We start from the raw sequence: 24,337 nt of genomic DNA, 5'->3' as shown, positions 1-24,337 counted from the left end.
CGGCCTCACCCAACCCGGCCAGCCGTCCCACCAACGCACCGTCACCGGCCATGACCGACGACACCGCCGATCTGCGCGAGCCGCGCACCAGCCCGCGCAGCAGGTGCGGCACCTCACCACCCGCCCGCACCGCCGCCAGATCCAACCGCACCGGCACCACGGCCGGCCCACCGGAGCCGATCGCCGCCTCGAACAACACCACACCCTGCTCCGGCGTGATCGCCGACATCCCCGCACGCGTCAACCGACGTGCCTGAACCTCGTCCAGCCCACCCGTCATCCCGGCGTCCTGCTCCCACGGACCCCACGCCAACGACAACCCGGCCAACCCCAGCCCGCGCCGATACTCCGCCAACGCGTCCAAGAACGCGTTGCCCGCCGCGTAATTGCCCTGCCCCGCCCCACCGAACGTCCCCGCCACCGACGAGAACACGATGAAATCGGCCAGATCCTCGTCTTGGGTCAGCTCGTGCAGATGCCACGCCGCATCCACCTTCGGCCGCAACACCACATCCAGATCCTCGGCCGACAACGACGGGATCGTCCCATCGGCCAGCACACCCGCGGTGTGGATCACCGCCGTCAACGGGTGTTCCTCCGGCACCCCGGCCAGCAGCGCCGCCACCTGATCGCGATCGGCCACATCACACGCGACGACCGTGACCTCGACCCCGTGCGCGATCAACTCGGCCTGCAACTCCACCGCGCCGGGAGCGTCCAGGCCCCGGCGGCCGGCCAGCAGCAGACGCCGCACCCCACGCTCGGCCACCACATGCCGCGCGAACAAGCCCCCCAGACCACCCGTACCACCAGTGATCAACACCGTCCCCTCCGGATCCCAGACCCGATCCTCACTCAAACCGGAGACGGAACCGGAGCCGAGATCAACACCACGCTCGGAGGCGGGCGTCACCCGCGCCAGGCGCGGCACCCGCACCTCACCCCCGCGCACCGCCACCTGCGGCTCACCCGAGGCCAACACCCCCGCCAACACCGACGACGACAACTCCTCATCGATATCCACCAGCACGAACCGACCAGGATTCTCCACCTGCGCAGAACGCACCAACCCCCACACCGCCGCAGCCCCCAAATCCGCGACCACCTCACCCTCCCCGGCCACCACCGCACCCCGCGACACCACCACCAACCGCGAACCCCCACACCGCTCATCGGCCAACCACCCCTGCACCAACCCCAGAACACGAACCGCCAAAGCACGCACCGCCCCCACCACATCCCCATCCCCATCCCCATCCCCATCCCCGACCGACCCCACCACGACGGTCACCACCTCCGGCACCACCTCCAGCGCCGCCAACTCCGCCACCGATGCCAGGTCCAGAGTCGGTTCAACCTGGTCAGGCCCGGTACCGGCCGCCGACACCTCAGACGACACCGTCCAGGTCAGCTGGAACAGCGAGTCCCGGTGCGGGGCACCACCGGCGGTCGGCTGGTCGCCCGCGATCGGGCGCAGCGTCAGTGAGCGCACCGACAGCACCGGCTCCCCGACCACGTCCACCGCGCTCAACGACAGCTCACCATCACCCACCCACGCCAACCGCACCCGCAGCACCGAAGCCCCACCCGCGTGCAGACACACCCCACCCCACGAGAACGGCAACCGCACACCCTCAAAACCATCCAGATCAGCGAAAGCCACCACATGCAACGCCGCGTCCAGCAACGCCGGATGCACCCCGAAACCACCCGCATCGGAAACCTGCTCAGGCAGACCGACCTCGGCGAACACCACACCATCCGCGTCCCGCCAAGCTCCCCGCACCCCCTGGAACACCGGCCCATACCCCAGCCCACCCTCGGCCAGCCGCTCGTACAACCCACTCAACTCGACCACCGACGCACCCCTCGGCGGCCACACCCCGACCTCGAACCGCTCCCCGGCCTGGCCATCGGACGCCAGCACACCGATCGCATGCCGTACCCAGGCGTCGTGTTCACCGGCCCCCGCAGGCCGAGCATGAACACTCACCTCACGCCGACCCACCCCATCCGCAGCCCCCACCCGCACCTGCACCGCCACCGCATCGTCCTCACCCAGCACCAACGGCGCGGTCAAAGTCAACTCTTCGACCAGGTCACACCCAACCTCATCCCCCGCCCGCACCACCAACTCCAAAAACCCCGTACCCGGAAAAATCACCATCCCGCCCACCACATGATCCGCCAACCACGGATGCGACCCCAACGAGACACGACCCGTCAACAACGCCTCATCACTGTCGGCCAACCCCATGACCGCACCCAGCAGCGGGTGTCCCGCCACGACCTGTCCGAGACCTTCGGCGTCTCCGGCCCGTCTGCCACTCGGCCAGTACCACTGACGCTGGAAGGCGTACGTCGGCAACTCCACCTTGCGAGCACCGGCGAACAAGGTCGGCCAGCTGACCGGCACCCCGCGTACGTGCAGCCCGGCCAGCGCCGTCACGATCGTCGCCTGCTCGTCCTGGCCCCCGCGCAGCGCCGACACCAATACCGGGTCGGAGTCCGAATATCCGTCCATGGTGACGCGACGAGCATCCGGCTCCTCGGCGACCGCCTGAGAGCGGACCGTCTCCACCGCGTCGGCGAGCACGGTGAGGGTGTCGGCGGCCATCGCGGTGAGCACCCCGTCGGGGCCCAGCTCCAGGTAAGCCCGCACGCCCTGGCCGTGCAGGGTGCGCACGGCGTCGGCGAAGCGGACCGCGCCGCGGACCTGCTCCACCCAGTACTCCGGCGAGCACAGCTGCTCGTCGGTGGCGAGCTCCCCGGTCAGCGTCGAGACCACCGGGATCCGCGGCGGGTCATAGGTGAGCGTCGCCGCCACCGCCCGGAAGTCCTCCAGCATCGGGTCCATCAACGGCGAATGGAACGCGTGCGACACCCGCAACCGCTTCGTCCTGATCCCCCGCCCCTCCAAGGCGGCGGCCACCTCCAGCACCGCCTCTTCGGTACCGGAGATCACCACCGACGCGGCACCGTTCACCGCCGCGACCGACACCTCCTTCTCCCGCCCGGCCAGCAGCTCGACGACCACCTCCTCGGAGGCCCGCACCGACATCATCGCCCCACCGGCAGGCAACGCCTGCATCAACCGCGCCCGCGCCGCCACCAACGCACACGCGTCCTTCAGCGACAACACCCCGGCCACATGCGCCGCCGTGATCTCCCCGACCGAGTGCCCGGCCAGCACATCCGGCGCCACTCCCCAGGACTCCACCAGCCGGAACAACGCCGTCTCCACCGCGAACAGCGCCGGCTGCGCCCACCCGGTCCGATCCAGCGCCTCCGCCTCGGCCGATCCCGGCTCGGCGAACAGCACCTCACGCAGCGACCCGTCCAGCAGCGGATCCAGCTCGGCGATCACCGCGTCCAACGCCGCCGCGAACACCGGGAACCGCTCATACAGCTCCCGCCCCATCCCGGCCCGCTGACTGCCCTGACCGGTGAACAGCACCGCGAGTTCCGGCTGCGCCCCGGCCAGCCCGCGCACCACACCCGCACCCGGCCGCTCCTCGGCCAGCGCACCCAGCCCGGCCAGCACACCCTCACGACCATCGGCCAGCACCACCGCCCGATGCTCGAACGCCGACCGCGTCGTCGCCAGCGAGAACGCCACATCGGCCAGACGCGGACCGGACTCACCCTCCAGGAACGACGCCAACCGCCCGGCCTGCGCCCGCAACGCCTCCGCCGTGCGACCCGAAACCACCACCGGAACCGTCTCGGCACCCGGCACCTGACCCGCTGTGCGAGCTTCGGCGGTTTCCGGGAGCTCCGGCCCCTGCTCGACGATCACGTGCGCGTTGGTGCCGCTGATTCCGAACGACGACACCCCGGCCCGACGCGAGCGGTCGGTCTCGGGCCAATCCGTCGGCTGGGTCAGCAGCTCCACCGCACCCGAGGACCAGTCCACATGCGACGAGGGCGCGTCCACGTGCAGTGTCCGAGGCAGTGTCCCGTGCCGCATCGCCATGACCATCTTGATCACACCCGCCACACCGGCCGCCGCCTGCGTGTGACCGATGTTCGACTTGATCGACCCCAGCAGCAGCGGCCGGTCCTCCGGCCGATCCTGACCGTACGTCGCCAGCAACGCCTGCGCCTCGATCGGGTCACCCAGCGTCGTCCCCGTACCGTGCGCCTCCACCGCATCCACCTCGGACGCCGACAACCCCGCACTCGCCAGCGCCTGACGAATCACCCGCTGCTGAGACGGACCGTTCGGCGCCGTCAACCCGTTCGACGCACCATCCTGATTCACCGCAGATCCGCGAACGACCGCGAGCACCTCGTGGCCATTGCGCCGAGCATCCGACAACCGCTCCAGCACCAGCATGCCCACGCCCTCGGACCAGCCCGCACCGTCGGCACTGTCGGAGAACGCCTTGCACCGTCCGTCGGCGGCCAGCCCGCCCTGGGCGCTGAAGTCGATGAACGAGGTCGGTGTGGCCATCACCGTCACGCCCCCGGCCAGCGCCAGTGAACACTCACCACCGCGTAGCGCCTGCGCGGCCAGGTGCAGCGCCACCAGCGACGACGAGCAGGCAGTGTCCACCGTCACCGCCGGTCCTTCCAGGCCGAGCGTGTAGGACAGGCGGCCGGTCGCGACGCTACCGGCGCTACCCGTACCGGAGAAGCTCATCGCCTCGGGTGGCAGCTCAACACCGGTCGCGTAGTCGTGGTACATGACTCCGGCGAACACGCCGGTACGGCTGCCGCGCAGCGAGAGCGGGTCGATCCCGGAGCGCTCGACCGCCTCCCACGATGTCTCCAGCAACAACCGCTGCTGCGGGTCCATAGCCAGCGCCTCGCGCGGGGAGATCCCGAAGAACCCGGGATCGAACTCCCCGGCCTCGTGCAGGAACCCGCCCTCACGCACGTAACTGGTCCCCCGGCTCTCCCGATCCGGGTTGTACAACGTCCCGAGATCCCAGCCGCGTGACGTCGGGAACCCGGTGATCGCGTCGGTCTCCTCGACCACCAGGCGCCACAAATCCTCCGGAGAAGACACCCCACCCGGATAACGACACGCCATGCCCACGATCACCACCGGATCGTCGGCCACCGACCGCACCACCGGCGAGAGCACGTCCTCATCGGCCCGCTCGCCGAGCAACTCACCCAGCAGGAAGTCCGCCAGCCCAACCGGAGTCGGGTAGTCGAAGACCAAGGTGGCCGGCAATCGCAGCCCGGTCGCCGCGTTCAACCGGTTGCGCAACTCCACCGCGGTCAGGCTGTCGAAGCCCAGCTCAATGAACTCCCGCCGGACGTCCACCGCCTCCGGCGAGGCATGCCCCAGGACCGTCGCCACCTGCGCCCGCACCGTGTCCACCAGCAACCGCACCCGATCGGCCTCACCCAACCCGGCCAGCCGTCCCACCAACGCACCGTCACCGGTCACGACCGATGCCGCCGATCTGCGCGAGCCGCGCACCAGCCCGCGCAGCAGGTGTGGAACCTCACCACCGGCCCGCACCGCCGCCAGATCCAACCGCGCGATCACCAGCGCCGGACGATCCGTCGCACGCACCGCGTCGAAGGACGCCAGTCCCTGCTCGGGCGAGAACGGCGCCATCCCGGAACGCACCATCCGCCGCAGATCCACCTCGTCCAGCCCGCCCGTCATCCCGGCGTCCTGCTCCCACGGACCCCACGCCAGCGAACGCCCCGCCAGCCCCAGCCCGCGCCGATACTCCGCCAACGCGTCCAAGAACGCGTTGCCCGCCGCGTAGTTGCCCTGCCCCGCCCCACCGAACGTCCCCGCCACCGACGAGAACACGATGAAATCGGCCAGATCCTGGTCTTGGGTCAGCTCGTGCAGATGCCACGCCGCATCCACCTTCGGCCGCAACACCACATCCAACCGCTCCGCCGTCAACGACGGAATCGTCCCGTCATCCAGCACACCCGCGGTGTGAATCACCGCCGTCAACGGGTGTTCCTCCGGCACCCCGGCCAGCAGCGCCGCCACCTGATCGCGATCGGCCACATCACACGCCGCGACCGTGACCTCGACCCCGTGCGCGATCAACTCCGCCTGCAACTCCACCGCACCCGGAGCGTCCAACCCCCGGCGGCCGGCCAGCAGCAGACGCCGCACCCCACGCTCGGCCACCACATGCCGCGCGAACAACGCCCCCAGACCACCCGTACCACCAGTGATCAACACCGTCCCCTCCGGATCCCAGATCCGGCCCTCACCCAGATCAGCGTTAACCCCGGAGCCGGACGACACCGCCCGCACCAACCGGGCAACCCGCACCTCACCCCCACGCACCGCCACCTGCGGCTCACCCGAGGCCAACACCCCCGCCAACACCGACGACGACAACTCCTCGTCCACATCCACCAGCACGAACCGACCAGGATTCTCCACCTGCGCAGAACGCACCAACCCCCACACCGCCGCAGCCCCCAGATCCGCGACCACCTCACCCTCCCCAACCGCCACCGCACCCCGCGACACCACCACCAACCGCGAACCCCCACACCGCTCATCGGCCAACCACCCCTGCACCAACCCCAGAACACGAACCGCCAAAGCACGCACCGCCCCCACCACATCCCCATCCCCATCTCCATCCCCGACCGACCCCACCACGACGGTCACCACCTCCGGCACCACCTCCAGCGCCGCCAACTCCGCCACCGGATCCGATGCCGGGTCCAGGGAGAGCTCGGCCGTACGACTGACGGAGCCGGACACCGAGGAGGTCGCCGTCTCCGGCCTCCGCACCCACTCCTGGTGGAACAGCGCGTCCCGCCCCAGCACCCGACCGTCGGCGAGGGGGAGGTCATCCGTCGAGACCGGGCGCAACACCAGTGAGCGCACCGACAGCACCGGCTCCCCGACCACGTCCACCGCGCTCAACGACAGCTCACCATCACCCACCCACGCCAACCGCACCCGCAGCACCGAAGCCCCACCCGCGTGCAGACACACCCCACCCCACGAGAACGGCAACCGCACACCCTCAAAACCATCCAGATCAGCGAAAGCCACCACATGCAACGCCGCGTCCAGCAACGCCGGATGCACCCCGAAACCACCCGCATCGGCAACCTGCTCAGGCAGACCGACCTCGGCGAACACCACACCATCCGCGTCCTGCCAAGCTCCCCGCACCCCCTGGAACACCGGCCCATACCCCAGCCCACCCTCGGCCAGCCGCTCGTACAACCCACCCACCTCGACCACCGACGCACCCCTCGGCGGCCACACCCCGACCTCGAACCGCTCCCCGGCCTGGCCATCGGACGCCAGCACACCGATCGCGTGCCGTACCCAGGGTTCCTCGTCCCCGGCCTCCGCAGGGCGGGCGTGAATGCTCACCTCACACCGGCCTGACTCATCCGGTGTCCTCACCCATACCTGCAGCGCCACCGCGTCTCGTTCGCCGAGCACCAGCGGAGCGGTCAGGGTGAGTTCTTCGACCAGGTCACAGCCGACCTCATCACCCGCCCGCACCGCCAGCTCCAGGAACCCCGTGCCTGGGAAGATCACCGTCCCGCCCACCATGTGATCGGCCAGCCACGGATGCGACGTCAGCGAGACACGGCCGGTCAACAACACCCCGTCCGAACCGGCCACTCCCACAGCGGCTCCCAGCAGCGGATGGCTCGCGGCCGCGAGTCCCGCCGCCGTCACGTCTCCCACCTGCGAGCCGACGCCATCGGGCCAGAACCGTTCGCGTTGGAAGGCGTACGTCGGCAGATCCACTCGGGCGGCCCGAGGAAGTGCCGCCGGCCAGTTCACCGGCACCTTGCGCACGTGCAGGGCGGCGAGCGCCATCATGATCGATTTTTGCTCGTCCTGGCCCCTGCGCAGGGCCGGCACCAGCAGCACGTCCGGATCCGCCGCCGACCTCGCCTCCGCGCCGCTCACCGATCCCGCTGACGCAGCCCCGCGCATCATCCCATCGATGTTCGCGTCGGCGAGCGCGGTGAGGGTGTCGTCGGCCATCGCGGTGAGCACACCATCGGGGCCGAGCTCCAGGTAGGCGCGTACTCCCTGGTCGTGCAGGGTACGCACGCCGTCGGAGAAACGGACCGCGCCACGGACCTGATCCACCCAGTACTCCGGCGAACACAGTCGCTCGGCCGTCGCCTGCCCCCCGGTGAGCGTGGACACGATCGGGATCTCCGGCGCACCGTAAGTCAGCCTCCCGGCCACCGCCCGGAAGTCCTCCAGCATCGGATCCATCAACGGCGAGTGGAACGCGTGCGACACCCGCAACCGCTTCGTCCGCACCCCCCGCTCCTCCAGAGCGGCGGCCACCTCCAGCACCGCCTCCTCCACCCCGGAGACCACCACCGAGGACGGGCCGTTCACCGCCGCGACCGACACCTCACCCTCACGCCCGGCCAGCAGCCCGGCGACCTCCTCCTCGGAGGCCCGCACCGACACCATCGCCCCACCCGCAGGCAACGCCTGCATCAACCGCGCCCGCGCCGCCACCAACGCACACGCATCGGCCAGCGACAACACCCCCGCCACATGAGCAGCCGCGATCTCCCCGACCGAATGCCCGGCCAGCACATCCGGCCGCACCCCCCACGACGACACCAGCCGGAACAACGCCGTCTCCACCGCGAACAACGCAGGCTGCGCCCACCCCGTCCGATCCAGCACCTCCGCCTCAGCCGACCCCGGCTCGGCGAACACCACCTCACGCAACGACCGGCCACCCAACCCTCCGGCCGATCCCCGCTCCACCCCCTCAAGCAACGGATCCAGCTCCGCGATCACCGCGTCCAACGCCTCGGCGAACACCGGGAAACGGTCGTACAGCTCCCGGCCCATCCCGGCCCGCTGACTGCCCTGACCGGTGAACAGGAACGCGACCTTGCCGCCGCTCCGCACCGAACCGGTCACCACCCCCGGATCCGCCGCCCCCCGAGCCAGCGCCGCCAGGCCCCCCACCAACTCCGCACGCCCGGCACCGACCACCACCGCCCGATGCTCGAACGCCGACCGAACCGTCGCCAGCGACACCCCCACCCCAGCCAACCTCGCCCCGGACAAGCCCTCCACGTGCGACAACAACCGCTCCGCCTGAGCCCGCAACGCCACCTCACTACGCCCCGACACCACCCACGCGACAGTCCCGCCGTCGACCTCCTCACCACCGGCGTCCACCGGTTCCTCCACCGGCACCGGAGACTGCTCCAAGATCACATGCGCGTTGGTGCCGCTGATCCCGAACGACGACACCGCGGCCCGGCGCGACCGCTCCACCCGAGGCCACGCCCGTGCCTCGGTCACCAACTCGACCGCGCCCTCGCTCCAGTCCACATGCGAGGACGGCTCGTCCGCGTGCAACGTGCGCGGCACCATGCCCTCGCGCATCGCCATGACCATCTTGATGATTCCCGCCACACCGGCGGCCGTCTGGGTGTGACCGATGTTCGACTTGATCGAACCCAGCAGCAACGGCTCCGCGGTGTCGCGGCTCTGTCCGTAGGTGGACATCAGCGCCCGCGCCTCGATGGGATCGCCCAACCGCGTCCCGGTGCCGTGCGCCTCGACCACATCCACCTCGGACGCCGACAACCCCGCACTCGCCAGCGCCTGACGAATCACCCGCTGCTGAGACGGACCGTTCGGCGCCGTCAACCCGTTCGACGCACCATCCTGATTCACCGCAGATCCGCGAACGACCGCGAGCACCTGGTGGCCGTTGCGCCGAGCATCCGACAACCGCTCCAGCACCACCACCCCGACGCCCTCGGCCCAGCCCACCCCATCGGCCGACTCCGCGAACGACCGACACCGCCCATCCACCGACAAACCCCGCTGCCGAGCGAACCCGATGAACGTGTTCGGCGTCGACATCACCGTCGCCCCACCCGCCAGCGCCAGCGAACAATCCCCCGACCGCAACGCCTGCGCCGCCAGGTGCACCGCCACCAGCGACGACGAACACGCGGTGTCCACCGTCACCGCCGGACCCTCCAGGCCCAGCGTGTACGACACCCGACCCGACGCCACACTCGGCGCCGTCCCGGTGCCCTCGTAACCCTCGACGGCATCACGCTGGCCGAGACCTTCGACCACCTCGCCGACGGCCGCCTGGTGCACCCGGCCGGCCGCGTTACCCAACGCCAGACCGTAGTCGTTGTACATCAAACCGGTGAACACCCCGGTCCGGCTCCCCCGCAACGAGCCCGGCTCGATCCCCGCCCGCTCCACCGCCTCCCACGACACTTCCAACAGCAACCGCTGCTGCGGATCAACCGCCAACGCCTCACGCGGCGACATCCCAAAAAACCCAGGGTCGAACTCATCCGCGTCATGCAAAAACCCGCCATGACGCGTGTACGACGTCCCCACCCGACCAGGATCCGGATCATAGATCCCCTCCAGATCCCACCCCCGATTCGTCGGGAACCCGGTGATCGCGTCGGTCTCCTCGACCACCAGACGCCACAAATCCTCCGGAGAAGACACCCCACCCGGATAACGACACGCCATCCCCACGATCACCACCGGATCGTCGGCCACCGACCGCACCACCGGCGAAAGCACACCCACCTCGGCCCGCTCGGCGTCCACCGAGCCGAACAGCTCCCCGTGCAGGAACTCCGCCACGCCGTACGAGGTCGGGTAGTCGAAGACGAGCGTCGCGGGCAGCGAGAGCCCCGTCGCCGTGGCCAGCTGGTTGCGCAGTTCCACCGCGGCGAGCGAATCCAGCCCCATCGCGCTGAACGCCTGATCGGGCTCCACCGCATCCCCCGACGCGTGCCCCAGCACCACCGCCACGTGTCGTCGTACCAGCTCCTCCAGCACCCGCCGGCGCTCGGCCGTGTCCAACCCGTCCAGGCGCCGCCGCAAGCCGTCCTCTCCGCCGCCACCCGCGGCCACCCGGATCGGCCGCCTCGCCGGTACCAGTCCGCGCAGCAACGCCGGCACCTCGCCGCCACGGCCCCGCATCACCTCCGTGTCCACCCGAAGCGGTACCGTCAACGCCGCGTCCGTCCGCACGCTCACGTCGAACAGCCGCACTCCCTCGGCCGCGGACAACACGGGCAGCCCGAGCCTGGCCAGCCGGTCCCGGTCGGCGTCGGACAGCTCGGAGCTCATACCGGTGGCCACATCCCACAGCCCGTACGCCAGCGACGTCGCCGCCAGCCCTCGCGACCGTCGATGGGCCGCCAGCGCGTTCAGGAACACGTTCGCCGCCGCGTAGTTGCCCTGCCCCGCCGCCAGGACCAGCCCGCCCGCCGAGGACACCAGCGCGAACATCTCCAGCGGCAGATCCCTGGTCAGCTCGTGCAGATGCCAGGCGGCGTCCGCCTTCGGCCGGAGCACCGTCTCCAGCCGGTCTCGTGACAGCGCCTCCAGCACGCCGTTGTCCGCCGCTCCCGCCGCGTGCACCACACCCACCAGCGGAGCCGAGTCGGGAACCGACTCCACGACCTGTGCCAGCGACTCCCGATCCCCGACGTCACACGCCATCACGCGAACCTCGGCGCCCAGCGCCGTCAGCTCCCGCACCAGCGTCTCGACGCCCTCCGCCGACGGTCCTCGCCGGCTCACCAGCAGCAGGGAACGCACGCCGTGATCGGTCACCAGACGACGGGCCAGCAACGCCCCCAGTCCGCTCGTACCTCCCGTCACCAGCACCGTCCCCGCCGTCAACCCGGCGGAGCCGTCGGCCGGCTCGACGGAGTCCGGGCCCGAGCCGTCGGCGGGCCGCTCGGACCTGACCATCCTGACCAGCCGGGGCACCAGGAACGTCTCCGACCGCACCGCGAGTTCCGGCTCGCCGGAGGCCACCGCCGCCCGCACCGCCGCGTCCCGTTCCTGGTCCTCCTGAAGGTCCAGCAGCACGAAGCGCCCGGGGTGCTCGGCCTGTGCCGCACGCACCAGTCCCCATACCGGCGCGACCTTCACATCCACGTCCGCGCTCTCACCCACCGCCACCGCTCCCCTGGTCACCACCACCAGAGGTGCCGATCCCCGGCTCTCCCGCTCCAGCCACGCCTGCAGCGCCTCGAGCACGTCTCCGGTCACCGAGCGCACCACGTCCGGCGTCTCGCCGGTCGGCGGCGCCGCGCAGTCCACCACCGCGATCGAGTCATCGGCGCCGACAGCCGGGCCGGACACGTCGGAGGCATGGTCGGCGGCGAGCGCGGACCACTCCGTCACCCGCGCCGAACCGGCCGTGGGCATCTCGATCGGGTTCCACTCCACCAGGAACAGGGACCGCTCCCCTGCCGCGCCCAGCTGCTCCGCCGACACCGGACGCCCCACCATCGAGCCCGCCGACAGCACCGGCCGGCCGTTCTCGTCGGCCACGTCCAGGACCAGCGTGTGCTCGCCCGAATGCCGTACCCGCACCCGCAGCGTCGAGGCGCCCGCCGCGTGCAGCACCACCTGCCGCCACACGAACGGCAACACCGCCCGCCCACCGCTCGCCACGCCCGAGGGATCGATGAGTGACACGTGCATCGCCGCGTCCAGCAGGGCCGGATGCACCCCGAACCGCCCCGCCTCCGCGGCCATCCGCTCACCCAGCACGACCTCGGCGAACAGCTCCTCCCCTCGCCGCCACGCCGCGCGCAACGCCTGGAACGCCGGACCGTAGCCGTAACCGACCTCGGCCAGCCGTTCGTAGGCCTCCGTCACGTCCACCTCGGCCGCCCCCACCGGTGGCCACTGCGCCAGATCGAACCCCGGCTCCTCCGCTCGCTCGGCGAGCACTCCCTGGGCGTGCAGCGTCCAGTCGCCGCCCTCTCGCCCGTCGGCCCGGGAATACACCCGGACCGCGCGCCTGCCGGCCTCACCGGGGCCGTCGACCACCACCTGGACCCGCACTCCACCAGTCTCCGGCAACACCAGCGGCGCCTGCAGCGCCAGTTCCTCCAGCACCGCGCAGCCGACCTCGTCGCCCGCGCGGACCACCAGTTCCACGAATCCCGTCCCCGGCAGCAGTACCCGGCCCAGAACCTCGTGGTCCCGAATCCACGGGTGGGTCGACGCCGACAGCCGCCCGGTCAGGACCACCCCGTCCGACTCCGGTGACACCATCACCGCACCCAGCAGCGGGTGGAGCGCCGTCTCAAGCCCCAGACCCCGCGCGTCCCCGCCTCGCCTGCCGCTCGGCCAAAACCGCTCCTTCTGGAAGGCGTAGGTGGGCAGCTTCACCCGGCGGGCGTCGGGGAGCACGGCCGGCCAGGTCACCGGTATGCCACGCACGTACAGCCCGGCCAGCGCCGTCACGATCGTCTTCTGCTCGTCCTGGCCTCCGCGCAGTACCGGCGCCAGCAGCGCGTCCGGACCCGAAGCGGTTCCGGCCGCCACGTCGGCGAGCGCTGCGAGGGTGTCGGACGCCATCGCGGTGAGCACCCCGTCGGGGCCCAGCTCCAGATACGCCCGCACGCCCTGGTCGTGCAGGGTACGGACGGCGTCGGAGAAACGGACCGCGCCACGGACCTGCTCCACCCAGTAGTCCGGCGAGCACAACCGCTCGGCCGTGGCCTGCTCCCCGGTCAGGGTCGACACGATCGGGATTCGCGGCGGGTCGTAGGTGAGCGTCCTGGCCAGGGTGCGGAAGTCCTCCAGCATCGGGTCCATCAGCGGGGAGTGGAACGCGTGCGACACCCGCAGCCGCTTCGTCCGTACTCCCCGCTCCTCCAGAGCCGCGGCCACCTCCAGCACCGCCTCCTCCACCCCGGAGATCACCACCGACGCGGGACCGTTCACAGCGGCGACCGACACCTGCTCCTCACGTCCGGCCAGCAGCCCGGCGACCTGCTCCTCGGAGGCCCGCACCGACATCATCGCCCCACCCGCAGGCAACGCCTGCATCAACCGCGCCCGACCCGCCACCAACGCACACGCGTCCTGCAGCGACAACACCCCCGCCACATGAGCCGCCGCGATCTCCCCGACCGAATGACCCGCCAGCACACCCGGCCGTACCCCCCACGACGACACCAGCCGGAACAGCGCCGTCTCCACCGCGAACAACGCCGGCTGCGCCCACCCCGTCCGATCCAGCACCTCCGCCTCAGCCGACCCCGGCTCGGCGAGCACCACCTCACGCAACGACCGGCCACCCAACCCTCCGGCCGATCCCCGCTCCACCCCCTCAAGCAACGGATCCAGCTCCGCGATCACCGCGTCCAACGCGGTCGCGAACACCGGGAACCGGTCGTACAGCTCCCGGCCCATCCCGGCCCGCTGACTGCCCTGACCGGTGAACAGGAACGCCGGCTTCAGCTCGCTCCCGGCCACCCCGCGCACCACACCCGCGCCCGGCAGATCCCCGGCCAGCGCACCCAACCCGGCCAGCACACCCTCACGATCACCGACCACCACCGCCCGATGCTCGAACGCCGACCGCGTCGCCACCAGCGAGAACGCCACATCGGCCAACCCGAGACCGGGCTCACCCTCCAGGAACGACGCCAACCGCCCGGCCTGCGCCCGCAACGCCCCCGCAGAACGGCCCGACACCACCACCGGAACCACACCCGGCTCGACCTCACCGTGCGGAGCCTCCGGCTCCCGCCGCGCCTCATCGGCCTCGGCCTCGGGGAACTGCTCGATGATCACATGCGCGTTGGTGCCACTGATCCCGAACGACGACACCGCGGCCCGGCGCGGACGGCCCGTCCGCGGCCATTCCACCGGCTCGGTCAGCAGCTCCACCGCGCCCGAGGCCCAGTCCACATGCGACGACGGCGCGTCCACGTGCAACGTCCGAGGCAGCACACCGTGCCGCATCGCGAGCACCATCTTCATCACACCCGCCACACCCGCAGCCGCCTGCGTGTGACCGATGTTCGACTTGATCGAACCCAGCAGTGCCGGCCGGTCCTGCGGCCGGTCCTGGCCGTAGGTCTCCAGCAGGGCCTGGGCCTCGATCGGGTCACCCAGCGTCGTCCCGGTCCCGTGCCCCTCCACCGCGTCGACATCCGACGCCGAGAGCCCCGCTCCGGCCAGGGCCTGGCGGATCACCCGCTGCTGCGAGGGACCGTTCGGCGCGGTCAGTCCGTTGGAGGCGCCGTCCTGGTTGATCGCGGAACCGCGCACCACCGCGAGCACCTCGTGGCCGTTGCGGCGCGCGTCCGACAAGCGCTCCAGCACCAGCACCCCGACGCCCTCCGACCAGCCGACCCCGTCGGCCGAGTCGGCGAACGACCGGCACCGCCCGTCAGAGCTCAGACCGCCCTGGCGGGAGAAGTCGACGAAGGTGTCCGGGGTCGCCATCACCGTCACCCCACCGGCCAGCGCCAGCGAGCACTCACCCGAACGCAGCGCCTGCGCCGCCAGGTGCAGCGCCACCAGCGACGACGAGCACGCGGTGTCCACCGTGACCGCCGGACCCTCCAGGCCCAGCGTGTACGACACCCGCCCGGAGGTCACGCTTCCCGTGGTCCCGTTGACCACGATCCCGCGCAGTTCCTCCGGTGCGCCGTCTCCCGTCGACGGATAGTCGTGGTACATCATCCCGGCGAAGACACCGGCCCGACTGCCCTTCAGGGTGAGCGGGTCGATGCCCGCCCGTTCGACGGCCTCCCAGGAAGTCTCGAGCAGCAGTCGTTGCTGGGCGTCGATCGCCAGCGCCTCGCGCGGCGAGATCCCGAAGAACGGAGCGTCGAACTCGGCCGCGTCGTACAGGAATCCGCCCGCGCGGGCGAAGGACGCGTCAGGAACCTCCCAGCCTCGGTCGGCGGGGAAGTCCGAGATGACGTCCCTGCCCTCGGCGACCAGTTCCCAGAGTTGTTCAGGAGAGGTGACGCCGCCCGGGTAGCGGCAGGCCATGCCGACGATGACGATCGGATCCCCGGCGAGAGGGGCCGTGACCTGCGCGGGGGGCGTGTGGGTCGCCTCGACGCCGTCGAGGCGCTCGCGGATGAAGCCGGTCACCGCCGTCGGGGTGGGCTGGTCGAACACCAGGGTGGCGGGCAGCCGGATACCGGTGGCCTCGGTCAACCGGTTGCGCAGTTCCACCGAGGTGAGGGAGTCCAGGCCGAGGTCCTGGAAGGTGAGGTGCGGCGAGATCGCGTCCGCCGAGGCGTGCCCCAGCACGGCGGCCACCTGCCCGAGCACCAGCGTGGAGACGGCCTCGCCGAGTTCCTCTCCCGACAGGGCGCCGAGGGCGTCGGAGCCGGTGGAGGCGACGGCGGCCCGCCGGATGGGAGCGGGTACCAGGGCGCGGAAGACCTCCGGCACGTGGCTCCGCGCCCGTAGTGCGGCCCGGTCCAGCCGCGCCGCCACCGGTGTCGGCTCGGGGCTCGCCAGCGCGGCGTCGAGGAAGGCGAGCCCCTGCTCTCCGGAGAGGGGGCGCAGCCCGACCCGTGCCATGCGCCGCATGTCCGTCTCGGTGAGGCCGGCGGTCATGCCGGTGTCCTGCCGCCACGGCCCCCACCCGATCGACAGGCCCGCCAGTCCTCGGGCGGTGCGCTGCCGCACGAGGGCGTCGAGGAAGGCGTTCGCCGCGGTGTAGCTCGCCTGGCCCCCGTTGCCGAGCGTCCCGAACACCGAGGAGAACAGCACGAAGGCGGTCAGGTCGAGATCGCGGGTGAGCTCGTGCAGGTGCCAGGCGCCGTCCGCCTTCGGCCGCAGCACGGTGTCGATCCGCTCGGGTGTCAGTGCCTCGACCAGCCCGTCGTCGAGCACGCCCGCGGCGTGGACCACCCCGGTGAGCGGGTGCTCCGGGGAGATCTCGGCGATCAGTTCGGCGAGGGCTTCGCGGTCGGACACGTCACAGGCGACGGCCGTGACCTCGGCGCCCAGGGCGGTCAGCTCCGAGGTCAGTTCCGCGGCGCCCTCGGTGTCCATACCGCGACGGCCGACCAGGGTCAGGTGCCGTACGCCGTGCTCGGTCACCAGGTGGCGGGCGACGAGGGCGCCCAGCCCGCTCAGGCCACCGGTGACGAGGACGGTGCCCCCGGTACGGAAGGTGCTCGGTGCGGACCCGGCACGGAAGGTGTCCGGGGTGAACGAGGCGGCGTCGCCGTCGGTGCTCCGCGGGGTGTTCGACGTGAGAGAGGCGGCGTCGCCGACCTCGACGAGTCTCGGCACCCGGAGCAGACCGTCGCGTACCGCGATCTGCGGCTCGGCGGAGTCGAGCGCCGCGACCAGCGTCTCACCGGTCACCCGCTCGACGTCGAGGTCGAGCAGGAGGAACCGCCCCGGGTTCTCCGCCTGCGCCGAGCGCACCAGACCCCAGGCCGCCGCGGCGACGGGATCCGGTTCGGCGTCGACGGCGACGGCGACCGCCCCACGCGTCACGAAGATCACGGGAGTGTCGGGGTGCTCGTCACGTCCGCTCTCCCGCAGCCGGGTCAGGACCGCCGAGGTCACCGACCGTACGGCGGCCGGCACGTCGTCCCCGGCCGGTGTGGAGACCTCGACCAGCGTCACGTCCGCGGCCGGGTCGGGCTCGTGTACGAGATCCGCCGTCTGCCCGGCCGCGCGCAGGGCGGCGACGAGACCGCGTTCGTCGGAGCCGAGCACCGACCAGCGCCTCGCCGGACGGTCCTCGCTCCCGGACTCCGGTGCGAGCGGCCAGTCCAGCCGTAGCAGAGGCCCGCCGGTGCGCGTCGCGGGCCGTACGTCGTTCCGCCGGAGCGCGAGGGAGCGTACCGAGGCGACCAGGCCGCCCTCGGCGTCGGCCACGACCAGCGTGATGGCGTCCGCACCGGTCCCGCTCATCCGGACGCGGAGCGTCGAGGCACCGGACGCGTGCAGGGACACCCCGGCCCAGGCGAACGGGAGCAGCCCACCGTTCGCCTCGTCGATCCCGGTGAGGGACGCCACGTGCAGCGCGGCGTCGAGCAGGGCCGGGTGCAGCCCGTAGGAACCCGCGTCGGCGGCGGGGCCGTCCGGCAGGACGACCTCGGCGAACACGTCCCGGCCGGTACGCCAGACGGCGCGCACCCCCTGGAACGCGGGGCCGTAGGAGAAGCCCGCCTCCGCCCGCCGCTGGTAGAAACCGTCGAGGTCCATCGGGACGGCGTCGGCGGGGGGCCATTCACCCATGCCGGGGTCGGGGACACCCGGCACGCCGGGAGTGAGCACGCCGGTGGCGTGCCGGGTCCAGGGCGCCTCCGGCTCGTCCGCCGCCTGGGAGTACACGCCGATCGTCCGGGCTCCGTCGCCGTCGGCGGCGCTGAGCGCGACCTGCAGCCGCACGTCGCCCCGTTCGGGCAGCGCGAGTGGCGCGGTGAGGGTGAGTTCCTCCACCAGGCCGCATCCGACCTCGGCGGCCGCCCGCGTGGCCAGCTCGACGAAGGCCGTGCCGGGGAACAGCACCCGCCCCGCCACCACGTGGTCGGACAGCCACGGGTGCGCGGCCGTCGAGACCAGGCCGGTGAACAGGAACCCGCCGGTGTCGGGCAGTTCCACCGCCGCGCCGAGCAGCGGGTGTCGCGGCCGGTCCAGTCCCGCCGAGGTGACGTCGCCCACGGTCGCCGAGGGGTCCGGCCAGTACCGCTCCCGCTGGAACGCGTACGTCGGCAGGTCCACCCGGCGAGCCTCGGTACCGGAGAACAGCTCCGGCCAGCGCACCGGCGTCCCGCGCACGTACAGCCGGGCGGCCGCCGTCAGGGCGGCGGCCTCCTCGCCGCGGTCCCTGCGCAGGACGGGGAACGCCTGCGGTTCCGGCGTCCCCGCGGGGTTCCGGCCGGTCTCCGGGGACGGGTCCCGGCCGGTGGCCGGGGCGAGGTTCTGGTGGACGAGCGCCGACAGCCCGCCGTCGGGGCCGAGCTCCAGGAAGACCGTGGCCCCCGCCGCCGCGGCGGCGCGGATCGCGTCGGCGAAGCGCACCGGACGCGTGACGTGGTCCACCCAGTACTGCGGCGAGCACAGGTACGCGGCGTCGACGGGAGCGCCGGTCACGGTGGAGACGATGACCGTCTTCGGCCGGTGGAAGGTCAGCCCCTCGGCGACCTCCCTGAACTCCGCCAGCATGGGCTCCATCAGCGGCGAGTGGAAGGCGTGGCTCACCCGCAGGCGCCTGGCCCCGTCGAAGCGCGCGGCGACGCGCAGGACGGCCTCCTCGGCTCCGGCGATCACGACGGAGGAGGGGCCGTTCACCGCGCCGATGACGGCACCGTCCTCCAGCGCCGCCTCGACCTGCGCCTCGCCGGCCTGGACGGACACCATCGCCCCGCCCTCGGGCAGGCGCTGCATCAGCCTGCCCCTGGCGGCGACCAGCGTGCAGGCGTCGTCCAGCGACAGCACGCCCGCCACGTGGGCCGCGGCGATCTCGCCGATCGAGTGCCCGACCAGAAGGTCGGGGGTCACGCCCCAGGACTCGACCAGGCGGAAGAGCGCCACCTCGATCGCGAAGAGCGCCGGTTGGGCGTACTCGGTGCGGTTCAGCGGTCCGGCGTCCGCGCCGAACATCACCTCGACAGGCGGTCTCTCCAGCCTGCCGGCGAGTCGTGCGAACACCTCGTTGAGCGCGCGGGCGAAGACCGGGAAGCGGGCGGCGAGTTCGCGGCCCATCCCGATCCGCTGCGCGCCCTGCCCCGCGAACAGCATCGCGAGCGAGCCGGGCGCGCCCGCGACACCGCGAGCCATCTCGGTCACACCGTCGGCTCCGGCCAGCAGCACCGCCCGATGGGCGAACTCCGAACGGCCCGTCACCAGCGAGTACCCGATGTCGGCCGGATCGGCTCCGCTCTCGGCGGCGAAGGACGCCAGCCGGTCGATCTGGGCGCCGAGCGCGGCCTCGGTCTTGCCGGAGACCACCCAGGGCACCGGCGCGGGTGCCTCCGTTGTCGCACTCAGCGTCGTACTCGGGGTCGTGCTCGGGGTCGTGCTCGGGGTCGTGCTCTGTGTAGCGGCGGGCTCGGAGGGATCGGCCTGCCCGGACGGCCACTCGACGGAGGAGTCCGGCACCTGCTCGACGATCACGTGCGCGTTGGTGCCGCTGATACCGAACGACGACACCCCGGCCCGGCGGGGCCGCCCGGCCTCCGGCCATCCGGCGCGTTCGGTCACCAGCCCGACCGCGCCGGCCGACCAGTCCACCCGCGAGGTGGGGGCGTCGACGTGCAGCGTCCGCGGCACGATCCCCCGCCGCATGGCCATCACCATCTTGATCACGCCCGCGACCCCCGCGGCCGCCTGGGTGTGACCGATGTTCGACTTGATCGACCCGAGCAGCAGCGGCCGTTCCCTGTCCTGTCCGTACGTCGCCAGCAGGGCCTGCAGCTCGATCGGGTCGCCCAGCCTGGTGCCCGTGCCGTGCGCCTCCACCACGTCCACGTCCGAGGGGGCGAGCCCGGCGCCGGTGAGGGCCTGGCGGATCACCCGCTGCTGGGAGACGCCGCTGGGGGCGGTCAGGCCGTTGGAGGCGCCGTCGGAGTTGACCGCGGATCCGCGGAGGACGGCGAGCACCCGGTGGCCGTTGCGGCGGGCGTCCGACAGGCGTTCCAGCACCAGCACGCCGGCGCCCTCGGCCCAGCCCGTACCGTCCGCTGCGTCGGCGAACGCCTTGCACCGCCCGTCCGGGGAGAGTCCGCCCTGCTTGGCGAACTCCAGGAAGATGCCGGGCGTCGACATCACGGTGACCCCGCCCGCCAGCGCGAGCGAGCACTCCCCCGACCGCAGCCCCTGCGCGGCCAGGTGCAGGCCGACCAGCGACGACGAGCACGCGGTGTCCACCGTGATCGCGGGGCCCTCCAGCCCGAGGGTGTAGGCGACCCGGCCGGACAGGACGCTGGGCGAGGTGCCCGTCAGCGTGTAGCCTTCGGCGTCTCCGGACGCCTCGTGCATCCGGGCGCCGTAGTCCTGCGCCATCGCGCCGAGATACACGCCGGTGCGGGTGCCGTCCAGCGACGCGGGCGAGATCCCGGCCCGTTCCACCGCCTCCCAGGTCACCTCCAGCGCGAGCCGCTGCTGCGGGTCCATCGCGAGCGCCTCGCGCGGGGAGATCCCGAAGAAGCCGGCGTCGAAGTCTCCCGCGTCGTGGAGGAAGCCTCCGGGATGGTCCGCGGCGAGGGTTCCCATCCGCCAGCCGCGGTCGGCGGGCAGCGCGGACACCGCGTCCTCGCCGGTGTCGACGAGCCGCCACAGGCTTTCCGGGGAGTCGATACCGCCCGGGTAGCGGCAGGCCATCCCGATGATCGCGATGGGCTCGCCGGCCGCGGGAGTTGAAGCCACCGGTTCCGGAGGCGGAGGTTCGGAACCGGTGGCGGCTGTGGACCCCAGGAACGCGGCGAGTCTCGCCGGCGTGGGGTGGTCGAAGAGGGCGGTGGCGGTCAGCGCCGGTCCGCCGTCCGTGTCGAGCCGGGTCGTGAGCTCGACGAGCATCGCGGAGTCGAAGCCGAGCTCCTTGAACGGCAGGCCGAGGTCGATCCCGTCGGGGTCGTAGGTGCCGAGGACCGCCGCGCAGGCGTCGCGGACCAGGCCCAGCGGGTCGCCGGAGCCGGGCCGCCGAACGGTGTCCGACTCGTTCGGCCCGTCCGACCTGTTTGCCCCGCCCGGTTCGTCCGGCCTCGCGGCGTCCGTCGCCGCCGCTCCCGTCCGCGGTGCCGTCCGCTCCCGTTCCCTGCCGGACTCCTCCAGCCAGTGGCGGTCCCGCTGGAAGGCGTACGTCGGCAGCTCGACCCGGGAGGCGGCGGGCAGGAACCTCTCCCACTCGACCTCCACCCCGTTCGCGTAGAGCTCGGCGATCGAGGTCAGCATGCGGGAGATCCCCGCGTTGTGCCTCTGGAGGGTGCAGACGGCCACCGCCGGACGGCCGGCGGCCCGTGCGCTCTCGTGGATGCTGCCGACCAGCACGGGGTTCGGGCTCACCTCGACGAAGAGACCGAACCCGTCGGCGAGCAGCCGCTCGACCGCGCCCTGGAAGTCGACCGGCCTGCGCAGGTTGCGGTACCAGTAGTCGCCGTCGAGTTCGGCGGTGTCCAGGGGCGCGCCGGTCACCGTCGAGTAGAAGGCGATCTCCGAGCCACGCGGCCGGATCGGCGCCAGCAGCGGTGCCAGGCGCTCCTCGATCTGCTCGACGACGGAGGAGTGCGAGGCGTAGTCGATGTTGACCCGGCCCATCCGCACCGTGTCCGCCCACTCGGCCGTCATCTCGGCCAGCGCCTCGTTGTCCCCGGACACCACCACGGAGGACGGGCTGTTCACGGCGCCGATGGACAGACGGCCCGCCCAGCGGGCCAGCCGTTCCTGCACGACCTCCAGGGGAAGTCCCACCGAGACCATGCCGCTTCTGCCGGAGAGGACCTCGGTGATCAGCTTCGATCTGGCGGTCACGAGGTAGGCGCCGTCCTCCAGTGACAGCGCGCCCGCGACGCACGCGGCGGCGACCTCCCCCTGCGAGTGGCCCACCACCGCGGCCGGTTCCACACCGTACGACCGCCACAGTGCCGCGAGGGAGACCATGATCGCCCACAGCACGGGCTGGATCACGTCGGCGCGCTCCCTGGGCGGTCCGCCGGGCTCCCCCCGTACGACGCTCGTCAGCGACCAGTCGACGAACGGCGCCAGCGCCGCCTCGCACTCCGCCATGGCGGCGGCGAACGCCGGGGAGGAGTCGAGCAGCTCCGCCCCCATCCCGGCCCACTGCGATCCCTGACCGGGAAAGACGAAGACATGCTGGCCGGGGCGTTGCCACACGCCGGCCAGCGGCGCGGTGTGCTGACCGAGCCCGAGGACGAGGCGCATCTGATCGAGGCGCTCCACCCGGTCGGACAGCACACCACCGGAAGCGGACTCGACCTCGGTCCTGCCGCGCACCACTCCCGGCGCGGAACGCCCCTCCGACAGTGCGTCCAGCGCGTGGAGCAGCTGCTCGCGTCCGTCGCCGACGACGACCGCTCGATGGCGCAGACCGGCCCGCGTCGTCGCCAGCGAGAAGGCCACGTCGCCGGTCGAGAGGTCCTCCCGTTCCCTGACGTGGCGGGCGAGCCGCGCCGCCTGCGCCCGCAGCGCGCCCTCGGTGTGGCCGGACAGCGGCCAGGTCACCGGGGCCGGCGCCTCTTCGACGCCCTCGGGTGCGGCGATCCCGCCCGCGGTCACCGGGGCCGGCGAGGTGCCTACGGGGGCGGAGGTGAGCACGACGTGGCAGTTGGTGCCGCCGATACCGAACGAGGAGACGCCCGCGATGATCTGTCCGTCACCGTCACCGTCACCGTCGTTCACCGGCCACGGCGTCGCGGAGCCCACCACCCGCAGGTTCCACTCGTCGAAGCGGATCGCGGGATTCGGCCGCTCGAAGTTCAGGCTCGGCGGCAGCAGCCGGTGCTCGATGGCCAGTACGGTCTTGAGCAGCCCGACGATGCCGGCGGCGCCCTCCAGGTGGCCGACGTTGGTCTTGGCCGATCCCACCCACAGCGGCGCGTCCGCGCGGCCACTGCCGTGCACCGCGCCGAGCGCCGCGGCCTCGACGGGGTCGCCCACCCTGGTGCCGGTGCCGTGCAGCTCGACGTAGCCGACGCTCGCCGGGTCCACGCCGGCACGCCGGTACGCGGAGCGCAGCACCCGCTCCTGCGCCCGGGGGCTCGGGGTGGTGAGCGTCTCGCCGGAACCGTCGTTGTTCACCGCGCTGCCCGAGATGACGCAGTACACGTGGTCGCCGTCCGCGACGGCGCGCGCCAGCGGCTTGAGGAGGACGACGGCGCCGCCCTCGCCGCGGACGTAACCGTTCGCCCGCTCGTCGAAGGTGAAACACCTGCCGTCGGGGGACAGCGCGCCGAGTTCCGCGGCCGCCAGGGCGCTCTCCGCGGCGAGGTTGAGCTGGACACCGCCCGCGAGGGCCATGTCCGACTCACCGCTGCGGATGCTCTCGCAGGCGAGGTGCACCGCGACCAGCGACGACGACTGGCCGGTGTCCACGGCCATGCTCGGGCCCGTCAGGGCGAGGAAGTGCGACACCCGGTTGGCGAGGATGCTGCGGTTGACGCCCGTGAGCGAGTGGTGGCCGATTCCCGCCGCGCCGCTCTGGCGGCTCAGCAACGCGTAGTCGTCGGCCATCACGCCGATGAACACGCCGACGTCGGTACCGCGCAGGAGCGCGGGCGCGACACGCGCGTTCTCCAGCGCCTCCCAGCCGAGTTCCAGCATCAGCCGCTGCTGGGGGTCCATCGCACGGGCCTCACGGGGCGAGATCCCGAAGAAGCCGGCGTCGAACCGGTCGACCGCGTCCAGGAAGGCGCCGTGCTCGCCGGGCCCCGGCTCGGTGTTCGCGCTCCAGCGGCCGGGTGGCACCGTGGACACGGCGCTCACTCCGTCGCGCAGCAGCCGCCAGAACTCCGCCGGACCTGGCGCGGAGGGCAACCGGCAGGACACTCCGACGATCGCGATGCGATCGTCGTCCGTGCCGGAGTCATGGTCAGGCATGAACTCGGGTCGATTCAC

General features: G+C 72.1%; 1 protein-coding gene (cut by a window edge). It reads right to left on the bottom strand.

The window, feature by feature from the left end; genetic code table 11:
- On the bottom strand, nt 1–24,337 hold the 5' portion of the coding sequence (locus tag ACFY3D_RS31910) for an SDR family NAD(P)-dependent oxidoreductase (RefSeq protein WP_389986327.1). It extends 11,315 nt beyond the left edge of the window; 24,337 of the gene's 35,652 nt are visible here — the first part of the coding sequence; it begins with the start codon at nt 24,335–24,337; its stop codon lies beyond the left edge, outside the window.

The sequence above is a fragment of the Streptosporangium sp. NPDC000509 genome, from assembly GCF_042898365.1.
Lineage (GTDB): Bacteria > Actinomycetota > Actinomycetes > Streptosporangiales > Streptosporangiaceae > Streptosporangium.
Note: the sequence above shows the minus strand (reverse complement) of the source record. Positions and strands in the feature narration are given on the sequence as shown.